Source organism: Arsukibacterium ikkense (genome assembly GCF_000987775.1).
Taxonomy (GTDB): domain Bacteria; phylum Pseudomonadota; class Gammaproteobacteria; order Enterobacterales; family Alteromonadaceae; genus Alishewanella; species Alishewanella ikkense.
In genome coordinates this window covers 168,974-187,051 of the sequence record NZ_LAHO01000008.1, presented here as the reverse complement: position 1 = coordinate 187,051, position 18,078 = coordinate 168,974, and the positions used below count along the sequence as shown (strand labels likewise).

Sequence of the window (18,078 nt, the reverse complement as noted above, 5' to 3'; positions counted from 1 at the left end):
CTGGGGGAGAAGGCTCAATGAGTATCAAAGACAATAGCTGTAAGGTAGACTCTGGCGTGCGCTGGCCGGCATTTTTCGCCTGGCGTTTATCCCAGGCATAAACAGCAAAGGCTAGCAGGCTGAGCACGGCATAAGCCAGCAGCACCAATAAGGGTAACTTGCCAAGCCACACCAGCAGCGCCAGCAGCATAAAAAACAGCAGCACCAGTTTTAGTGGCCAAAGGTTTGAGGTACCTGCTGACTTTACCACTGGGTTATTTTTCCTTTTAAGCGCATTAGCGGTCTCTTTTTTAAAATGTTTAAAAACCTTGCTACCTTCCTGCCTGTTGTGCGTATAAGGCTGCATGCTATGGCAACTTAAAGGAAAACAAGTGAAATTACTACTCTCTACTGCTGCGGCACTGTTGCTCAGTGGCTGTTCGGTGTTTGGCCACAGCGGTGTCGACGACGCCCCCTACACCCTGATTACAGCGGATGATCAGCAAAACATAGAAGTGCGCCGTTACGACACCATGGTATTGGTATCCACCTCTATGTCTGGCGATGGCCGCAATAGTGCTTTTAGAAAGCTGTTTCGCTATATCGGTGGAGAAAACGAAGGCAACAGCACTATCGCTATGACAGCACCGGTATTTATGGGCGAGCAGGCAGCAGCTAAAGGTGAGAAAATTGCGATGACAGCGCCGGTGTTGATGACAGGAACTGATACTGACGCCATGATGTCATTTGTGATGCCCAAAGAGTTTACGCTGCAAAGCACCCCTAAACCGACCAACCCCGATGTTAAGGTTAGCGAGCTGACAAACTACACCGTGGCGGCGATACAGTTTAGCGGTACGCTCAGCAAGCGGAACGTCGCAAAACACTCCCGCCTGCTGCAAGCCTGGATTGCAGAAAATGGCTACACAGCAAGTAGTGAACCGGTAGAGGCCGGCTATAACGGACCGCTAACACTGCCGATGTTGCGCAAAAATGAAGTACTCATAGAGCTAAACATCCCATAGCGGCTTGTTTTAGCGAATGCAGCTGGCCGCTTTAGGATTAAATTGTTATCCGCCCCTGGTATTCCGAGCAATACCATTGCTAAAGACTTTTGCCACCACAACGCTGTTGCAGTTTTGCAGCCAATACACTATGGTTGCCTGATGCAAACCTATCTTAAGTTTAAGGCACTAAACCACCTGGTTTATTGCCAGCATAGTACTGCAATCGCCTGCCATTCCTAGGCCGGTTTTGCCCTGCGCGAAACCGGCCTAACATCTGCTTATTACTCATACTATTTATGCTTAATGTTAAACCTGGCAAATTAAGGAGCCGGCAATGAACTCTCCCGATATCACCCTATCCACTACCGATTATGATCGGCTGGACGCGTTACTTACCAGCCTTAATGCAGACAGTATTGGCTATGTTACCTTAAGCCAGGAGCTGGAACGCGCCAATGTCGTGGCACCGGAGCAGCTGGCGGCCAATGTGGTTAGTATGAATTCCACGGTACGTTTTCGCCTGGCCAGCGGCAAAATCAGTACCTTAACCCTGGTATACCCGAAAAACGCCGACCAAAGCGGCAACACTATTTCGGTGCTGGCACCGGTTGGCTGCGCGTTACTCGGCCTGAAAACCGGCGATACCATTAATTGGCCGTTACCCAGTGGCGAGATGTCGAGCATTACCGTGGAAGAAGTGCTATATCAGCCAGAGCGCGAAGGCGCTTATCATCGCTAAGCCCCAGAGCAGGCAACACATTCTGCAGGCACGAACCTGGCACCAGAGGTAAATGGTGCCTTTCATCTAATTCTAGCCCAAACTCCTTAGCTGCTAACGTTCAGGCGACAGGTCCCTGTCATTAAAAGGTCGCAACCAGTGCGGGCATACCCCTCACGCCATATAGCTTACTGAGTTTTGAGCTGCGTTTAACATTTCACAACTGCTTCACAAGCATAGCGCTACGCTTACTCCGGCCCGGATTAACCGCAACGCTGATTATGGAGCACGATAATGAAAATGAAAACGCTAAAAATAGGATTGTTGGCATTACTTGGCACCACTGCGCTACTTGCCGGCACCTGGTACGGAGTATTTGGTTTAAAGCCTTATCAGGTAAGCCCGGAAGAGATTAGCCAGCATTATAGCTACCCGATAGTGCAACCTGTCGCCATGCAGTTGCAACAGCTCGACACCAATAGCTACAGCTTTAGCTACCGCAGTTTTGATGGTGCAACGGTAAACGGCCAACTGCGTTATCCCCAACCTTTACCCAGCCACGGCAAGCCTTTACCGGTATTAATAGGCGCTCATGCAATGGGGCGCGCCCAGGTGCGCTGGTGGCAAGACAGCTTTAACGGCCGCCCTACCCGGGAAAATACCGACCAAATCACCGCGATGGCGCTGACTAACGGCTATGCCGTGATCACCATCGACGCCCGCAACCATGGCGAGCGCAAAGATCCGGCCAACGGCATAGCTGATATTATTCATAATCTGCATTGGTGGGGTAAGCGCAAGCCTTATGAAAGCATGCTGATTGATACTGTGCGTGATCACAGAGTCTTGCTGGATTGGCTGGCACAGCAACCACAGTTTGCAGCTGATAATATCAATATTGCCGGTTACAGTATGGGGGCCCATATCAGTTTATTACTGGCCGCGACGGATGAGCGGATTAACAGGGTTATTGCGATAGTGCCGCCGCATATCAATAACCGGACTGCTATCGTCGCACCACTGAATATGCTGTCCGGCCTGGCAGATAACCCAGTGTGGTTGTTCAGCGCCAATAGCGATGAATACGCCAGTAAAAAGCAGAATCAGCAACTTTTTGCAGCGCTGCCCAACACTAACAAAATGCATTTTAGCTTTGACGGCGGCCACCTGTTACCGGCATCTTATGTGCAAACTCTGGAAAGCTGGTTCTAATCATGGCTGAGCAGCCGTTAACCCTGTTACTGATTGAAGACAACAGCGCTATCAGTGCCAATATTGCTGAATATTTCACGCCGCGTGGCGCTGTGCTGGATTTTGCCAGAAACGGCCAGCAAGGGCTGCAACTGGCACTACAACATTACTACGATGTTATTGTACTGGATTTAATGCTACCACAGCTGGACGGATTAACGCTGTGTAAAACGCTGCGACAACAGGCTAACCGCCACATACCGGTATTGATGTTAACTGCCCGCGATACCCTGGATGATAAACTGGCGGGCTTTGCCAGCGGCGCCGATGATTACCTGGCCAAGCCTTTCGCGCTTTCTGAGCTGTGGGCTCGCTGTCAGGTATTAGCCCGGCGCAACTTACATCAACCCCATCAGCTAAAACTTGGCGGATTATTGCTGGACAAACAGCGTCGCCAAATTAGCAGAGAGGGTAAAATGTTGCAGCTAAAACCAATTTGCTGGCAAATTTTATGTTTATTAATAGAAGCCCATCCGCGCCCCGTCAGCCGCAGCGAACTATACAGTAAGATCTGGGGTGATGAGTCTACCGAATCGGATGCGCTGCGGTCACATTTATATCAGCTTAGAAAAGTGCTGGATAAACCCTTTAACAAGCCCATGTTAAAAACGATACAGGGTGTTGGGTTTGCGCTGGAGCTAAACAGCAATGAATAAAGCCCCCTCTTTACGACAGCAAATTCTGGCAACGTTTGCCTTGGCGACATTGTTTATCGCTGTCGTATTTAGCCTGACCACTTTTTTGTTCGCCTACCATATAGAAGATCGCTTCTTTGCCAGTCAACTGGCCGAAGAAGCAATCATGGCAGAGCAACAGCTTGCGGCCGGTTTACAACCGGCCCCCAGGCTCGCTTATATGCATTACTACGCTACAGTGGAAGCACTGCCATCTGGAATTGATAGCATCATAAAACGCCAACCCAGGCGCACTGAATTTACCGGTGACGACAACCAGCACTTTCATTTACAGCAACTATCACAAGGTTATTTACTGGCAGAAGTCAGCCAGCATTTAATTGTACGTGACATACGTCCGCTAATGCTGAAGTTTCTGTTGCTGGAACTGCTGATTACCCTGCTATTAACCAGTTGCCTGGCTTGGTTAATCGCCCGCAAGCTACTTACGCCATTGCAGCAGCTAACCGCTTTAATTGGCAATACGCCACAGCAATCCCCGCCAACAGGGTTTGCTGCCAAATTTACACCGAATGAAATTGGTCAGTTAGCTACCACACTAGAGCTATCCTGGGCGCGCACCAACGACTTTATCAACCGGGAGCAGCTGTTTACCCGAGATCTATCACATGAGCTGCGCACCCCGGTAACGATAAGTCAGGGGGCGCTAAACTTACTGGCTGGCAGCCCACTCAGCGCAGAACAAAGTATCCTGGTAAATCGTCTTAATGCAGCTCAGCAACAAATAGAACAAACCATTAGTAGCCTGCTGGCACTGGCACGTGAACAGTCACCCGCAGCAGGTAGCTGCCAACTGTTACCCGTAGTAGAAACCAGTATTCTGCAGCAACACTACTTGTTAGCTGATAAAGACATTCAGCTAGAACTGACTATCGCAGCCGGCAGTCGGGTAGCAATAGCTGAGGCACCGCTATTGATCCTATTGAATAATCTGCTGGCTAATGCGTTCAGCTATACCCATGCTGGTACCATTTCTATCAGTTACCAACATTCACTATTAACTGTGTCAGACAGTGGCAGTGGCATTGCCGAAGATCTGCAATCGCAGCTATTTAGGCCGGGTAGCAAAGGACCGCACAGCCAGGGACAAGGGATGGGCTTGTCTATTGTCAGCCGCTTATGTGAAAAATGGCAACTACACTGCGATATTCAAAGCTCTGAACAAGGCACTCGTGTGCAGGTCACCTTGCCACAAGCCACACCAATAGCGCCATTAGCATAAAGAATAGCAGCTCGAGTTTTAACGGCCAATAGCGGGGTGCTGGTATTGGCTTTCCTTTTAGCCGCATGCTTTTTCTCTTTAAAGCTGAAGCCTAACTGCGTGGCTTTCTGAACTTCAGCACCATCTGGTTCGCTTCGCCAATCGCCAGATACTTATCTTTATCTTTTTCATCACCGGCCAATGCAGGTGGCAAAGACCAGATCCCAGCTGGGTGGTCCGCCGTGTCTTTCGGGTTAAGCAGCACATTGCTTTGCGCTTCAAAGCTGAACCCGGCGTCTGCAGCCAGCGCCAACCATAATTGCTCGGGCACATAGCCCGATTTACTCCAATCTGAGTCAAGTAAATGGTCTGGCAGACGCGGCGCCACCACCCCTAATACGCCGCCTGGCTTCAATGCCTGATAAAAGGTCACCAAAGCGTGCTTTAACGACTCTTCGCCTTCAAATATATAAAACTGATTACGAATAGACAGCACGACATCAGCGCTGCCGGCCGGTGCTATAACCATATCGGCAAGGGGCGCAAACTCAGTTAAGCTAACATTGCCATACACCGGGTGCGCCGCCAGTTTGGCCTGGTAGTCAGCACGCGTTTTCTGCATATAGTTTGCGGGCAGCAAACTAAACTTATCTGAAAAATGGGCAGCATACAGTTTACCTTGCCCGGCCAGTAGCGGCGCCAGGATCTCGGTATACCAGCCCGATCCCGGCCATACTTCTACCACGGTACTTTGTGGTGCCACCTCAAAAAATGTCAGGGTGTGCTCAGGTTTACGCGCATTATCCCGCACTTTATTCGCGTCGGTACGCACCTCATGTTGTAACGCCAGGCTGATATCAGCGCTGGCACTGAAACTGGCATAGCTGGCCAGTAATAACAGACTTACCGCGACTAACTTAGTTAACATAACCACTTCCTTTTGCAGTATTTATTCATTTGAAAAACCGGATAAAAGGTAACCTGATTTAGGTATTTTTAAAAGAAAAGGATCGCCAAGTGAGTTTGAGTGCGTTATCCATCTATCACTTACATTGCCGGCAATGCTATGCTGGTTCACAGCTGATGTTGCTTTGGTGCCGACTACCAGGATGGCAGAATTAACATCATCAACCTGAGGAAATATGACTATGCGCCCTGTTTATTGTGTATTGCTGCTACTGACACTCGCCGGTTGTAACAAAAATGAAGTGGGCGACGTATCATTAGGCGTATTCACCACCAAGGATATCAAGATAGATGCTTTTATCGATCCGGTGGTGACCGGCGTTACCTGTCATGTCTCGAGCATTGAAGCCAATCTGGACTTTTCTGACCCATCGGACAGCTCTGTCGCCTGTCGCCAGACTGGCCCTATTACCGCAGAAATGATTGCCCAAATAGATAAGAGTAAGAGCGGTGAGGTGCTGTTTAGCAAATCAAAAAGTATCTTCTTTAAAAGCATGAAAATTCGCCGTATTCTTGATGCTGACAATCAGACACTGATGTATGTATCGTACTCGACCAAGGAAACCTCCGGCAGCTTTAAGCACAGCCTGTCTACCGTACCGCTGTGGGGCACCGAAGCATATAACGCAGCGAAGTGAAGAATTAATGACGGTTTGATACAAGAACAACTGCCCCCCCTGTTATCTTTCGGTGTCGGCTTAACCAATAAAGTTTAGCGCTCAGGCGACAGGTATTCCCTGTCATTAAAGGTGCGTAACCAGTGTGGACGGTAAATGGCCATCAAAGTAATAGCACCACCATTAAGCAATGCTTCGGGAAACCACATTAATATGGCTAAAACCCAGTAATTATCGATAATTTCTGGCCAGCTGTAGTGGCCGGCCAGGCCAAACCATAAGGCTGTCAGGCTGATTTTCAGCACCATAGTTAATGCCGCAGCTAAAAAGCCGGCGACAAAAATATACACAAACAAATGTCGGTTTAAATAGCGATAGCTGGCTAAAAACAGGCTATAGCTAAACAGTGCCGGCAGCAAAAAACTGCAAAGCGCAAACAAACCGGCGTCTTGCCAGGGCAGTTTATTAAAGCCGATTAACAATAACATTGGCAGCAGACAAATCCAGCAGGCGATACGCCAGCCATGACATAGCACCAGCGTCGTTACCAGCAGAAAGTGCAGGTTCAGGCCGTCTTTAATACCCGCTTGCACGCTCCACAGCAAACTAAGCGCCACGACTGATGCAAACACAAAGTGTTGATAATCAGGCTCAGCGCGCAACTTAGGAATAAATTCGCGCGGGTAGCTATAAATCAATAACAACAGCGCCAACACCGCACCGGCCAATTGCCAACTGTTCATCATTGATAACTCCCTTTGCAACAGGTCAGGCTATTGTAGCGACAGTCGCAGATACAGTCATCAGCTGAAGCAATAGCGGTAGAGGTTCTATTCGTAGTGCAGAGAGAACAACTGCAACACCCGTTCTCTTTCAAGTATTGCCTTAACCAATAGAGGATAAAACCTAAAAAGGGCTGGCACAGTGCCCATGGCATGGCTCACCGGTTGCCGGATGCTGAAAATAAATATCGCTGGCATGCAGTAATAAGCGCTCCGCCAGCTGTTGGCTGCTGTCACTGTGGTACAAATCACACCCCAGAATGGGGTGGCCAATGCTCAGGCTATGAATGCGCAGCTGATGCGTGCGGCCGGTTAAAGGCGTAAATTGCACCAGGCTGCGCTTGGGTTCGCTTAACCGCTTTAATACTTTGAAGTGGCTGGAGGCAGCTTTACCACTATCGCAAATTTTAACCTTCGGAAACTGGCTGTTATCTTTGGCAATAGGCGCCGTTATTACCCCTTCGTCAGCACTCACCCAGCCTTCTAACATAGCGGTATAGCGCTTTTGCACTGAACCTGCCTGAAATTGTTTATTCAGATGCACAGAGGCATGTTGGTTAAGCCCCACCAGCATAATACCCGAGGTACCAAAGTCTAGCCGATGCGGTAATTTAGCCAGCGCCAACGCCGGGCTTATCCCGGACTGGCCATTAACCAACCGACCATGCACTAACCGATAGTGCACCGAGTCAAGGTTAAGCGGGTTTTTACCCGATAAACTCAGCAGGCCAGAGGGCTTGCTGATTAATAAAATGTCCGCATCCTGATATAAAATATTCACAACGTCTGCACAGGCCGGCGCGATAAAGGTATCAATAATGTGCAAAAGCCCTCCTGTTTAGCCTTTTATATCGTCAAACAGTACATCCAGTGCCGCCTTTGACTCAATGGCGATACCTTCGCCACGGTCCAGTTGGTCAGTACCCACTTTCAATTGTTCACGCAGGCGAGCCAGTTTTACTTCGTGGATCTCAGCTATAAATCAATGACACTGACCGTTTGATTTTGGCATGATCCCAAGCGCCCCTTACAACGATATTTTATCTAACTCAGCTTTAAGATAATGAGCCAGCTCAAGCATGCCGAATTGCCCCGCTGTTGCCTCAGCGTCAGAATTATAATTAGTATTGGTGTTCACATCATAGGCATAGCTGTTGCCGTCGGCATCTTGAATTGCCTCTATACCAGCAACCTGAATGGCGTTCGCTTTAAGAAACATTTCATACTGCTCGATAAACGCAGGCCGATAATTTTGAAGTATTTCAAATTTTGCCTTTGGCTGAGCGAGTGTTTCGTCAGTGGGGCAAAACATGTCACCTATTGCGCAAGCATCGGCCGGGCAAAGTTCGAAGCCTGCAGAAGTATCAACTTTAACCGCATACAAAAACTTGCCGCCAATAAACTCGTGCCGGATGATAAAAGGTTCGGGCGCTTTAATATATTGCTGAATCAGGGTAATGCCATCAACCGGCGCATCAAAATTGGGACCTTCAAGATAGTCTTGTAATGCCTGTACCGAGTGAAATAATTGCACCCCCTGCCCTTTACCCGCACGATTATGCTTGGTGATAAATGAGCCTATACCCAGCGCATTTGCCGCTTCAACAATGTGCTTTTTTCCTACTGCGGCAATGGTTTTTGGCGTAGCTATGCCTGCTTTTTCTAAAGCTAAGTATTGATGTACTTTGCTGATCTCCAAACTCAAGGCGCGACTGCCGTTTATCACTTTACGCCCATGATATTCCAACCAGGCGATAACCGCGCCAGCCAGTTCAGGGGCAAAGCGGTGATCCCGGGTATGCGACGATGCACTCATACGATTGTAAAAAACACCTTGCGGTGGCTCGCCCGACAAATCAATCGAGCCCTCATCTAAATGCCATAACTCATAAGGAAAATGTAATTCATCGAGTCTACGTTGTAAGTGAACCGTCCATTCATTGTTTTCATGTAACACGTAAATCTTGCTCATTGGGTTAAGCCTTTAATTGCCGGGGTTATGATTTTATCGGTTGGTCGCCGCTGGGTGCAGTATATCGAAACGCTAATATTATCCGGTTAGTTTTTATCTGCCCCTAAAACTCTCGAAGATAAAACCTTTTGGGTGGGAGGTTTTGCTAACTATTATCTGCCTGAAATGCTGTGGGTAAATTCTGCCCTCGTAAAATACGAACGATCAACACACCTGTAGCATCTTCACGGTAGTAAATGGCATGTACACCGTAAACGCCTCGACGGTAGCCCAGCCGAATGCTGTCAACAGTCGGATATAAACGGGGCGTATCAGCAATGTTTTGAAAACGGGCTTGCATACCCGCAACATAGGCTTCAGCTTGGTTAACGCCGAAAGTCTGCACTCCATAGATATAGATATCGAAAAGATCCTGATCTGCGCTACAGCTAAGCCGGTATCGTGCCATCAGCTTTAAGCCTTTTTCTTGCAGCTCGCAAAATATCATCAGCAGAACGAGTGCTTATACCGCTTTGCTCCCCCTCAATTAGCGCTGCCCGCACTGCTTCAAGTTGCTCATTGCGGGCTTGATCGCGGCGAATTAAATCACGGAAATACTCACTGTCATTGGTAAAATCACCAGAGGCAATACGTGTTTTAACCCATTCGCCTTGCTGCTCGGTTAAAGTAATTGTTTTTCGGATCGCAGCCATAATGGTACTACCTCGCTAATAATCATACTATTGGTGCAGTATAGCGTATTTTTTACCCGCTGCGAATTTTCCTGAGCTTGTCTAACTCGATGTTATTTTACACTGATATAGAACTTTAAATTTGCTGGCAAGTTGCACAGCTGAGTTAGAGTTTATGTGATCGATAGGATCAGGTTCATTGATATTTCAGCAGCAAGGCAACGGCTGCCCTTAGCGCTCTTCACGTGTATGCCACAAGCGTAAAAGGTAAATCGTGCCATCCTGCAATTCATAGCGCAGCTCATAATTGCCTATTAATAAACGGCGCACCTCCCGGGGCATAAACTCAAATAGCTGCTCTCCTATCCGTGGATTGCTTATTAAAATTGCCGGGGCTTTTGTCAAACTTTGCACGGTTTTGGCCGCGGCTTGTTTATTCTCTTCTGCCAGAAATTCATATAGCCGGCTAATATCAGACAGCGCTTTGCTGGTCCACTTTAATTGCATTAGCGAGGTGTCGGTAAGGGTTGATCGGTATCGAGGCTTTCAGCCCACGCCAACACCGCCTGATGATCAGTTACCCGCCCGGCGTCAACATCTGCCAGGGCTTCCCGCGTCAGGCGCTCCCGTGCTTCTTCCTGTTCCAACCAGGCTGTCAACGCTTGTTTCATGATCCACCCCCGTGAGCGCTCTAACTTCAGCGCAAGCTGATCAACCCTTTCTGCCAGTGGCAGAGGTATATGGGCTGTCAGCACTTTAGTTCCGGCTTGAGCCATAGGTGTACTCCTGATTCACTATGATTATTTACTAATCATAGTGATTAAGCATGATTTCAGCAAGAGATGGATCGATAGGGTCAGGTTCATTGATATGTCAGCAGAAGCAATCCGGTGAGGGAGGAAGAGTGTTGTATCCGGCATGTTGAGAGAACAACAGCACTACCCGCCTTGGCTCATCACAGCATCGATAATCGGCCACCATATACATAGGCTTGACATATACAAGCCAACTACTACACTGGCCTATACCTGTAATAGGCCTTAATTGAGGTGGCAGATGAAAACAGCAGCGTTATTCACCAATGGCAGAAGCCAGGCGGTACGCATCCCCAAAGAATATGAATTTGAAGGTGTGGCCGAAGTAGAAATAAGCCGCGAAGGCGATACCCTGGTATTACGCCCTGCCCGTAAAAGCTGGGCTAGCTTTGCCAGTGCGCCTGCAGCTGATGCCGATTTTATGCAGGAGCGCGCTGACATCGTTGAAGATGGCCGGGTTCTGTTATGACAAGTGCTGTGACAAGAACTATGAAAAGTGCAGGAAAGAGTACTTTGAAAAACCTGTATATGCTCGATACCAATATTTGCTCATACATTATGCGCGAGCGCCCCGCCGTATTGCTGCAAACCCTGCAACAGTACGTTGCCGCAAAACACCGGCTGGTTATTTCAGCCATTACCTATGCCGAACTACGGTTTGGCGCCATCGGTAAAAAAGCCTCACCCAGGCACAATATTATTGTCGACGAATTTATTGAGCGTATCGACGCCATACTGCCATGGGATAAAGCGGCCGTCGACGCCACCACCAACATTAAACGCTATCTGGCAGAGCAAGGTACGCCCATAGGCGCCAACGATGCCGCCATCGCCGGTAATGCCATCGCCGCAGGTTGTATTTTGGTAACTAACAACACCCGGGAATTTAAGCGGGTAGCGGATTTGCAGGTTGAAGATTGGTCGGTTTGAGAACTTAATTTCCCTCGAGAGCAACCCACTTAGCCAAAATCAATGATGCTGACCTTTTTGATTTTGAATTTTGGAACATTGAACAATAATCATGAAGTCCTTTAAAAGTGAGCGCCAAAGTATCTTGTCTGGTATTTCAATTGCGCATGCCATAAAGACCAAAATGGGTACTGACTACCACGGTTTATTCCCACCGCATTTTGGTATTGGCTTATCGGCATTGATGAGCACTTTGTTATCCAGTTTCGTGCTGCTGTTGCTATTCAGCTTTACCTGGTTTGAGTATTCTACACTGGTGATGTTGGCTGATACTGCCCTGATTTTTGTTCTGATGTCGCTATTGCTCAGATTAATTCAAGGCAGAGCTTCACTGGGCAGCATAAAGTTGGCTCAGGCGTACGCCATTTTCTTTACTGTCGCAGGCGCACTGTGGCTGCTATTAGTTTATGACCATTTTTCCCCGGCATTACTCACTGCCCTGGCATGGATAGGCATAGTGGCTGGTGTTATTGCCGCAGTATTGTTCAGTACGCAGCGCTTTAAGCAGTTGGTGCAATACCAGCAAAAAGTGTGGCATATCAGGCTGGAAGTTGTTGCTGAGATGAAAAAGTCTTCAGCAGGTTAAAAGCCCGATTATCTGCGCCAGTTAAATAATAGCTACAACCTATCTAACCCAACGTTATTTACACGGAAATAAAACTTTTAATTTGCTGGCCAGCTGCACTGCGGAGTTAGCATTAGCAGCGACTTTCTTCTGCTGCAAATCGCGTTGCAGTTCTGCCAGCAGTTGTTGATTAACGTCATGCGGTGGCAAGCCCGATGCCGCGACACACCAATGTTGCCCCTCGCCACTGTCGATAACACCGGCCAGATACATCGCTAACTGATCATTGGCAATACCCTTGGTAGCTTGCGCTGAAAATGATGGCGGCAATGGCGTAACTGGCTGGCCGTTGCTTAAGGCCTGCAGGCGATCCAGCGGCACCCTGGCATTATCTTGGCCGGTAGCCAAGGCTGTACAGCTAATAAGCGCACTAAACAGTGACACAGAAAGAACTAAGGATCGGATTTGCATATTTAGGCCCTTGCCAGCGAAATTAATAACAAACATTGCCTTATCGCCGCCGACATTGGTACTTTTACTTCATTATTGCCTTTCTCGATTGGCAAAAAGCAAGACCTGACCCCGTGCCTCCTTGGCAAAAGGCAAGACCTGACCCCGCACCCACAAAAGGCAAGACCTGACCCCGCACCCACTGACCTGACCCCGCACCCACTGACCCCGCACCCAAGACAGGATGGGAGGCGAGTCATCACATTAGACCTGACCCTACGCCTCGCAAGACCTGACCCTACACCTCGATGTAAGCGGGTACCAGATTTGTCGGTTGAGGATTGGTTTGAGAAATTAGTTTTCCTCTAGAGCAACCCAATTATCCAAAATCAATAAACCTGCTCCTTTGATTTCTTGTCTATTCAAGAACCCGCAGCAATTTTTCCATCCGATTTACTTGCTTTGTTATACGCTTTGTAAGCTGAAACTAACTGCTCCGTCTCTGACTCTGACTTATATTGTTTTTTATCCATATCTAAGCCTGAATTTTCAAAAATAGATTCTGCCTCCTTGAAAACTTTCAACGCTTCATTGTCTTTTAAAAGAGTTGCTTTGAATTTCTCGCAGTTCTTATCCATTTTATTACTATTGAATAAGTCTAACTGCTCACCCATACATAATAGCCTTACTATAAACATGATATGAAAACGAGCCTTTTTATTTTCAGCCTTCAGATCTCCACTTCGGAAAAACTGCTCGATTCTAAAGTAAGATAATGCACTAACATAATAAGGTGAATATTTATGCTCTTCATTGAACATCTGCCCTGAAAATCTTTTGACAATTGTTCCATAGTAGCCTGTAACCAAATGTGGTGAACTTAAAAACATGGACGCAAATGATTTTATTTGAATTGGTATAGATATTATCTGAGTTCTTTTGATCCCAGCATTTGAATTATACTGCTGCGAACGCCGCTCATAATACAAAGGAATGCTGTTTTTTTCAGCATTAAAGTAAAGCTCCAGTTTTTTCTGAAATACACTAAGTGCTTCTAGTTGCTCTGTCTTAACTTCCGTTTGGCTGTTTGTAGCCAAAGTAATATTAGTTTTAATATCTTCGTCGTCTGTAACAATAATTTTTATTGGAACAAATACTCTTTCAACCCCTTCAATTCCTTGGCAATCGTGAAGTACATGGCTTGTCTGGCAGCCGTTAACAACCTGGTAATCCCTTATCGTAAACCGGTTAGAAACAGGTGTTATTGAAGTAGCAACAATTGTTACACCGTTATTCAATACACAAAAAAGATCAAAATCTCCAGATTCTAAGGTATTTTTTATTTTTTTATTTACTTGGTTGTTACCTTGAAAATCTCTAACGTTATCATCAAATATACTATGTATAGTCTGATTTTCATCTTGTATTAACTTCAAATACTCACCAAAAGGAATAACTCCTAAATATGCCTCTGATACACCATTGATATCAGGCAAGGTTACTTTATTTTGAAAGGTAATTGTCGCTGATAATTTATTTTTTGTTTCATGGTAAAGCCTCTGAACTTCAGAAGCACCGAGAGCCTCCAGGTTAACAGAGTCAAATAAACCGATACTATCTATTTCATTTACACCTGAACTAATTACAGCTTTTAAATTTTTATCTTCTACCCACTTTCCTGTACAAATGTAGAATAACTTACAATATGGTCGCCGATTCACCATGTACGAAGACTTTAATATTATGTCCTCCCATATTTTTTTTATTTTCTGGATTTTCAAATTTTGAACTAGTTGCGGAGTATCACTGAGGAAATCTTTCACACCATGAATAAATGAACCAATATCGGCCCCACTAAAAGATGAGGTTGTTTTAGATTGAATAAAATATAAGTCGGCGTCTAAATGACCTGCAGTATCAACAATGTCGTTGAGCTCATCAGCTTCTGTAACAATTCTCCCGTTGACAATAATAAATATTCCATCAATTGCGCAGTCTCCACCTGCCCCACTATGAATATCATCTAATTCAAAACTTCCCCTGAAGTGCTTAGAAGCAATTGAATAGTTTGAGAAGTGTTCAAATTGAGTCGACTCGTCCATTCTTTCAAGCTCATTTTGAGCTACAAAAGAATGCAATAGGGAACCTGTTATTTTATCCATTTACATTCCTGATGCTAAAGCTGAATTTAAAAAAGTGTGTAGCGCTTATTAGTGGGTCGACCCGCACTTAAATATGAGTCAACCTGCCTTTGTAAATTTAATGTACAGAACACTACACCGCTTCTTTAAAATTTACAACAACTTATAGGTACAGCTGTTTTGGTAGGATAGAACCTCTTTTGAAGGAACCGGGGAGTGTCTGAGCCCTGCCGCGTGGCAGCTGGCGAGTTGCCCCGGCGAGTGAGGAAGAGCGTTGTATCCGGCATGCTGGGCAATATACCCATAAAAAAACCCCAACACGCTGGCCGGGGTTTGTAGTTATTGCGGTAAAACGCTACACGCTTAGTGATTTGCTTACCGATAAGCTTCCGGGCTTGGACAGGCGCACATTAAGTTGCGATCGCCGTACACGTCATCTATCCGGGTAACGGTTGGCCAGAACTTGTTCTCGGCTACATAGGCTACCGGGAAGGCGCCGTAGGTGCGCTCGTAGGCGCGATCCCAGGCTGGATCCAGAATATCGGCCATGGTGTGCGGCGCGTAGGCCAGTGGGTTGTTGTCTACTGTCCACTCACCGGCTTCTACCTTGGCAATCTCGGCGCGGATACTGGTCATCGCTTCGATAAACTTATCCAGCTCTGCTTTGCTTTCTGATTCAGTAGGCTCAATCATCAGGGTGCCGGCAACCGGGAAGCTCATGGTTGGCGAGTGGTAACCGTAGTCCATTAAGCGCTTGGCAATATCCATCTCGGTAATACCGCTGGCTTCTTTTAACGGCCGAATGTCGATAATACACTCGTGCGCTACCCGGCCATTAGTGCCGCGGTACAGGATCGGGAATAATGGGTCGAGCTTTTTCGCCATATAGTTGGCATTTAAAATGGCAAACTCAGTGGCTTGCTTTAAGCCTTCGCCGCCCATCATCGCGATATACATCCAGCTGATAGGCAAAATACCGGCGCTACCAAACTGCGCAGCCGCTACCGCGCCGTTTGTTGCTGCGGTACCATCAATTTTTACTACCGCATGGTTCGGTAAAAATGGCGCTAAATGGCTTTTTACGCCAATGGGGCCCATGCCCGGGCCGCCGCCGCCGTGCGGAATACAAAAGGTTTTATGCAGGTTTAAGTGCGATACGTCTGAACCAATAAAGCCTGGCGAGGTTAAGCCCACCTGAGCATTCATATTGGCGCCATCCATATACACCTGGCCACCATACGAGTGAACTACCTCACACAACTCAGCGATGGTTTCTTCAAACACACCGTGAGTAGACGGATAAGTCACCATAATGGCCGCTAAGCGCTCGCCCACTTCGGCAGCTTTGGCTTTCAGATCGGCCATATCGATATTGCCCGACTTATCGCAATCTACCAGAACTACATCGTAACTGGCCATGGCCGCTGTGGCCGGGTTAGTACCGTGTGCGGATACCGGAATTAAACAGATATTACGATGGCCTTCACCACGGCTTTCATGGTACTTACGAATGGCTACCATACCAGCGTATTCGCCCTGGGCGCCTGAGTTTGGCTGCATCGAGATATTATCGTAACCGGTAATATTCACCAGCCAATCGCCCAGTTCGGTGATCATTTCATAGTAACCGTCGGCCTGATCGCGCGGCACAAAGGGGTGTAATGAACCAAACTCCGGCCAGGTGATGGGGATCATCTCAGCGGTGGCGTTCAGCTTCATGGTGCACGACCCTAAGCTAATCATCGAGTGGTTCAGTGCTAAATCTTTGTTTTCCAGCTTTTTGATATAACGCAGCATCTCCGTTTCACTGTGATACTGGTTAAACACCGGGTGGCTTAATACTGCTGAGGTGCGCACCAGATCTGCAGGGATAGACGCAGAGCCGTTGGCGACAATAGCGCTATCCAGCGTATCAACGCTTAAACCGTGATCAGCACCTAATACGATATCGAACAGCTCGGCAAGATCAGCGGCCTGAGTGGCTTCGCTAAAGCTAACGGCCAGGCTGTCAGTAACATCGGTGCGCAGGTTAACGCCAGCCGCCAGCGCGCGCTTCACTACTGCAGCGCGGTCAGTTACTTTAAAGCTGACAGTATCGAACCAGTGGCTGTTAACTAACTCAACGCCTTTGGCTTTGATGCCGGCAGCAAAAATATCGGCACTGCGGTGAATACGCTCAGCAATATCTTTTAAGCCTTCTGGGCCATGGTATACCGCATAGAACGAAGCAATATTGGCCAGCAATACCTGGGCGGTACAAATGTTCGAGTTGGCTTTTTCGCGGCGGATATGCTGCTCGCGGGTTTGCATAGCCATCCGCAGTGCCTGATTGCCACGACGGTCTTTCGACACACCAATAATCCGGCCCGGCATTGAGCGCTTATAGGCATCGCGGGTAGCAAAAAACGCGGCATGCGGGCCGCCGTAGGCCATCGGTACACCAAAGCGCTGCATTGAGCCCAGTACTACATCGGCACCCAGCTCGCCCGGCGATTTTAACAGCATTAATGCCATCGGATCAGTGGCTACCGCCACCACCGCTTTTTTCGCCTGTAGCGCCGCAATTAACGCGCTGTCGTTACGGATATCACCGTTAGTGGTCGGGTACTGAATTAAGGCACCAAACACCTCATGATTGGCGGCATCTTCTGCTTTACCAATCACAATATCAAAACCAAACATTTCGGCGCGGGTTTTTACCACGTCGATGGTTTGCGGGTGCACATCGTCGCTAATAAAGTACAGGTTGGCTTTGCTTTTACTTACCCGCTTGGCTAACGCCATGGCTTCAGCGGCAGCAGTGGCTTCGTCCAGCAGTGAGGCACTGGCCAGCTCCATGCCGGTTAAATCTAACGACATTTGCTGGAAATTTAACAACGCTTCTAAACGGCCCTGCGCAATTTCAGGCTGATAAGGCGTGTAAGCGGTGTACCAACCCGGGTTTTCCAGCACATTGCGCAAAATAACATTCGGAGTTAACGTCGGGTGATAACCCATACCAATGTATGACTTATACATTTTGTTTTTCGCTGCCACCGCCTTTAAATGCGCTAAGGCGTCATGTTCAGTGCGGCTGTTACCGGTGGCCAGTGGCTTAGGTAAGCGAATACTGGCTGGTACGGTTTGGGCAATCAGCGTTTCCATGTTGTCAACGCCCAGCTCAGCCAGCATAGCGGCAGTTTCAGCCGCATCCGGGCCAATATGGCGTTGAATAAATTCGTCGTGGTTCGCAAGTTGCGACAGGGTTTTCACAGCGGTATGGGTCATGCCTTGAATGTC

Annotated in this window: 21 protein-coding genes; 9 read left to right on the top strand and 12 right to left on the bottom strand. The window is 47.7% G+C overall.

Going from position 1 to position 18,078, the window contains the following annotated elements; all coding sequences use genetic code 11:
• The coding region (locus tag WG68_RS09970; RefSeq protein WP_046557551.1) for a DUF1294 domain-containing protein at positions 1-250 on the bottom strand (250 nt) is incomplete at its 3' end.
• A 121-nt stretch (positions 251-371) separates the two neighbouring features.
• On the opposite strand from WG68_RS09970, the gene WG68_RS09965 reads away from it, so the two are divergent.
• The 5 genes from WG68_RS09965 to WG68_RS09945 all read left to right on the top strand — a co-directional run bounded on the left by WG68_RS09965 (position 372) and on the right by WG68_RS09945 (position 4,872).
• The gene (locus WG68_RS09965; RefSeq protein ID WP_046557550.1) at positions 372-1,004 is read left to right on the top strand and encodes an SOUL family heme-binding protein; all 633 of its coding nucleotides are present in this window, start codon (positions 372-374) and stop codon (positions 1,002-1,004) included.
• Positions 1,005-1,320: 316 nt separating this feature from the next.
• Positions 1,321-1,725, top strand: a complete 405-nt coding sequence (rnk, locus tag WG68_RS09960; RefSeq protein WP_046557535.1) for a nucleoside diphosphate kinase regulator — start codon at positions 1,321-1,323, stop codon at positions 1,723-1,725.
• A gap of 273 nt (positions 1,726-1,998) precedes the next feature.
• Complete coding sequence (locus WG68_RS09955; RefSeq protein ID WP_046557534.1) at positions 1,999-2,916, top strand: alpha/beta hydrolase family protein; 918 nt, start codon at positions 1,999-2,001, stop codon at positions 2,914-2,916.
• Positions 2,917-2,918: 2 nt separating this feature from the next.
• Positions 2,919-3,611, top strand: a complete 693-nt coding sequence (locus tag WG68_RS09950) for a response regulator transcription factor (RefSeq protein WP_046557533.1) — start codon at positions 2,919-2,921, stop codon at positions 3,609-3,611.
• Positions 3,604-4,872, top strand: coding sequence for a sensor histidine kinase (locus WG68_RS09945; RefSeq protein WP_046557532.1), 1,269 nt, complete (start codon positions 3,604-3,606; stop codon positions 4,870-4,872). Before WG68_RS09950 ends, WG68_RS09945 begins: the two co-directional genes overlap by 8 nt.
• A gap of 91 nt (positions 4,873-4,963) precedes the next feature.
• On the opposite strand, the gene WG68_RS09940 is transcribed toward WG68_RS09945, so the two are convergent.
• Positions 4,964-5,779 carry a class I SAM-dependent methyltransferase gene (locus tag WG68_RS09940; protein ID WP_046557531.1) on the bottom strand — a complete coding sequence of 272 codons (816 nt, stop codon included), beginning with the start codon at positions 5,777-5,779 and terminating at the stop codon, positions 4,964-4,966.
• A gap of 220 nt (positions 5,780-5,999) precedes the next feature.
• On the opposite strand from WG68_RS09940, the gene WG68_RS09935 reads away from it, so the two are divergent.
• Positions 6,000-6,455 (top strand): CreA family protein, encoded by a 456-nt coding sequence (locus WG68_RS09935; RefSeq protein WP_046557549.1) that lies wholly within the window; start codon positions 6,000-6,002, stop codon positions 6,453-6,455.
• A gap of 74 nt (positions 6,456-6,529) precedes the next feature.
• Here WG68_RS09935 and WG68_RS09930 read toward each other — a convergent pair whose 3' ends face one another.
• The 7 genes from WG68_RS09930 to WG68_RS09895 form a co-directional block, all read right to left on the bottom strand.
• On the bottom strand, positions 6,530-7,180 hold the full coding sequence (locus WG68_RS09930; RefSeq protein WP_235357716.1) for an energy-coupling factor ABC transporter permease: 651 nt from the start codon (positions 7,178-7,180) through the stop codon (positions 6,530-6,532).
• A gap of 160 nt (positions 7,181-7,340) precedes the next feature.
• Complete coding sequence (locus WG68_RS09925) at positions 7,341-8,042, bottom strand: RluA family pseudouridine synthase (RefSeq protein WP_046557530.1); 702 nt, start codon at positions 8,040-8,042, stop codon at positions 7,341-7,343.
• Positions 8,043-8,243: 201 nt separating this feature from the next.
• The gene (locus WG68_RS09915) at positions 8,244-9,188 is read right to left on the bottom strand and encodes an ATP-grasp domain-containing protein (protein ID WP_046557529.1); all 945 of its coding nucleotides are present in this window, start codon (positions 9,186-9,188) and stop codon (positions 8,244-8,246) included.
• 145 nt (positions 9,189-9,333) lie between these two features.
• The gene (locus WG68_RS09910; protein WP_046557528.1) at positions 9,334-9,636 is read right to left on the bottom strand and encodes a type II toxin-antitoxin system RelE/ParE family toxin; all 303 of its coding nucleotides are present in this window, start codon (positions 9,634-9,636) and stop codon (positions 9,334-9,336) included.
• Positions 9,617-9,880 carry a type II toxin-antitoxin system ParD family antitoxin gene (locus tag WG68_RS09905; RefSeq protein ID WP_046557527.1) on the bottom strand — a complete coding sequence of 88 codons (264 nt, stop codon included), beginning with the start codon at positions 9,878-9,880 and terminating at the stop codon, positions 9,617-9,619. Before WG68_RS09905 ends, WG68_RS09910 begins: the two co-directional genes overlap by 20 nt.
• A gap of 210 nt (positions 9,881-10,090) precedes the next feature.
• Positions 10,091-10,366 carry a type II toxin-antitoxin system RelE/ParE family toxin gene (locus tag WG68_RS09900; RefSeq protein ID WP_046557526.1) on the bottom strand — a complete coding sequence of 92 codons (276 nt, stop codon included), beginning with the start codon at positions 10,364-10,366 and terminating at the stop codon, positions 10,091-10,093.
• Complete coding sequence (locus tag WG68_RS09895; protein ID WP_046557525.1) at positions 10,366-10,635, bottom strand: CopG family ribbon-helix-helix protein; 270 nt, start codon at positions 10,633-10,635, stop codon at positions 10,366-10,368. The genes WG68_RS09900 and WG68_RS09895 overlap by 1 nt, the downstream gene beginning before the upstream one ends.
• Positions 10,636-10,915: 280 nt before the next feature.
• Here WG68_RS09895 and vapB point away from each other — a divergent pair, with 280 nt between their 5' ends.
• The 3 genes from vapB to WG68_RS09880 all read left to right on the top strand — a co-directional run bounded on the left by vapB (position 10,916) and on the right by WG68_RS09880 (position 12,229).
• On the top strand, positions 10,916-11,143 hold the full coding sequence (gene vapB, locus WG68_RS09890) for a type II toxin-antitoxin system VapB family antitoxin (RefSeq protein WP_046557524.1): 228 nt from the start codon (positions 10,916-10,918) through the stop codon (positions 11,141-11,143).
• Between the two features lie 44 nt (positions 11,144-11,187).
• Complete coding sequence (locus WG68_RS09885) at positions 11,188-11,604, top strand: PIN domain-containing protein (RefSeq protein WP_235357715.1); 417 nt, start codon at positions 11,188-11,190, stop codon at positions 11,602-11,604.
• Between the two features lie 91 nt (positions 11,605-11,695).
• On the top strand, positions 11,696-12,229 hold the full coding sequence (locus WG68_RS09880) for a hypothetical protein (RefSeq protein WP_046557522.1): 534 nt from the start codon (positions 11,696-11,698) through the stop codon (positions 12,227-12,229).
• 54 nt (positions 12,230-12,283) lie between these two features.
• On the opposite strand, the gene WG68_RS09875 is transcribed toward WG68_RS09880, so the two are convergent.
• The 3 genes from WG68_RS09875 to gcvP form a co-directional block, all read right to left on the bottom strand.
• The gene (locus tag WG68_RS09875; protein WP_152663069.1) at positions 12,284-12,679 is read right to left on the bottom strand and encodes a Rap1a/Tai family immunity protein; all 396 of its coding nucleotides are present in this window, start codon (positions 12,677-12,679) and stop codon (positions 12,284-12,286) included.
• Positions 12,680-13,080: 401 nt separating this feature from the next.
• On the bottom strand, positions 13,081-14,820 hold the full coding sequence (locus tag WG68_RS09870; RefSeq protein ID WP_046557520.1) for an AIPR family protein: 1,740 nt from the start codon (positions 14,818-14,820) through the stop codon (positions 13,081-13,083).
• A 354-nt stretch (positions 14,821-15,174) separates the two neighbouring features.
• Complete coding sequence (gcvP, locus tag WG68_RS09865; RefSeq protein WP_046557519.1) at positions 15,175-18,066, bottom strand: aminomethyl-transferring glycine dehydrogenase; 2,892 nt, start codon at positions 18,064-18,066, stop codon at positions 15,175-15,177.
• Between the last annotated feature and the right edge of the window lie 12 nt (positions 18,067-18,078).

Coding starts and splice junctions, on each gene's coding strand:
- rnk (WP_046557535.1), top strand. CDS start 1,321: ATGAACTCTCCCGATATCACCCTATCCACTACCGATTATGATCGGCTG.
- WG68_RS09955 (WP_046557534.1), top strand. CDS start 1,999: ATGAAAATGAAAACGCTAAAAATAGGATTGTTGGCATTACTTGGCACC.
- WG68_RS09950 (WP_046557533.1), top strand. CDS start 2,919: ATGGCTGAGCAGCCGTTAACCCTGTTACTGATTGAAGACAACAGCGCT.
- WG68_RS09945 (WP_046557532.1), top strand. CDS start 3,604: ATGAATAAAGCCCCCTCTTTACGACAGCAAATTCTGGCAACGTTTGCC.
- WG68_RS09940 (WP_046557531.1), bottom strand. CDS start 5,779: ATGTTAACTAAGTTAGTCGCGGTAAGTCTGTTATTACTGGCCAGCTAT.
- WG68_RS09935 (WP_046557549.1), top strand. CDS start 6,000: ATGCGCCCTGTTTATTGTGTATTGCTGCTACTGACACTCGCCGGTTGT.
- WG68_RS09930 (WP_235357716.1), bottom strand. CDS start 7,180: ATGATGAACAGTTGGCAATTGGCCGGTGCGGTGTTGGCGCTGTTGTTA.
- WG68_RS09915 (WP_046557529.1), bottom strand. CDS start 9,188: ATGAGCAAGATTTACGTGTTACATGAAAACAATGAATGGACGGTTCAC.
- WG68_RS09910 (WP_046557528.1), bottom strand. CDS start 9,636: ATGGCACGATACCGGCTTAGCTGTAGCGCAGATCAGGATCTTTTCGAT.
- WG68_RS09905 (WP_046557527.1), bottom strand. CDS start 9,880: ATGGCTGCGATCCGAAAAACAATTACTTTAACCGAGCAGCAAGGCGAA.
- WG68_RS09900 (WP_046557526.1), bottom strand. CDS start 10,366: ATGCAATTAAAGTGGACCAGCAAAGCGCTGTCTGATATTAGCCGGCTA.
- WG68_RS09895 (WP_046557525.1), bottom strand. CDS start 10,635: ATGGCTCAAGCCGGAACTAAAGTGCTGACAGCCCATATACCTCTGCCA.
- vapB (WP_046557524.1), top strand. CDS start 10,916: ATGAAAACAGCAGCGTTATTCACCAATGGCAGAAGCCAGGCGGTACGC.
- WG68_RS09880 (WP_046557522.1), top strand. CDS start 11,696: ATGAAGTCCTTTAAAAGTGAGCGCCAAAGTATCTTGTCTGGTATTTCA.
- WG68_RS09875 (WP_152663069.1), bottom strand. CDS start 12,679: ATGCAAATCCGATCCTTAGTTCTTTCTGTGTCACTGTTTAGTGCGCTT.
- WG68_RS09870 (WP_046557520.1), bottom strand. CDS start 14,820: ATGGATAAAATAACAGGTTCCCTATTGCATTCTTTTGTAGCTCAAAAT.
- gcvP (WP_046557519.1), bottom strand. CDS start 18,066: ATGACCCATACCGCTGTGAAAACCCTGTCGCAACTTGCGAACCACGAC.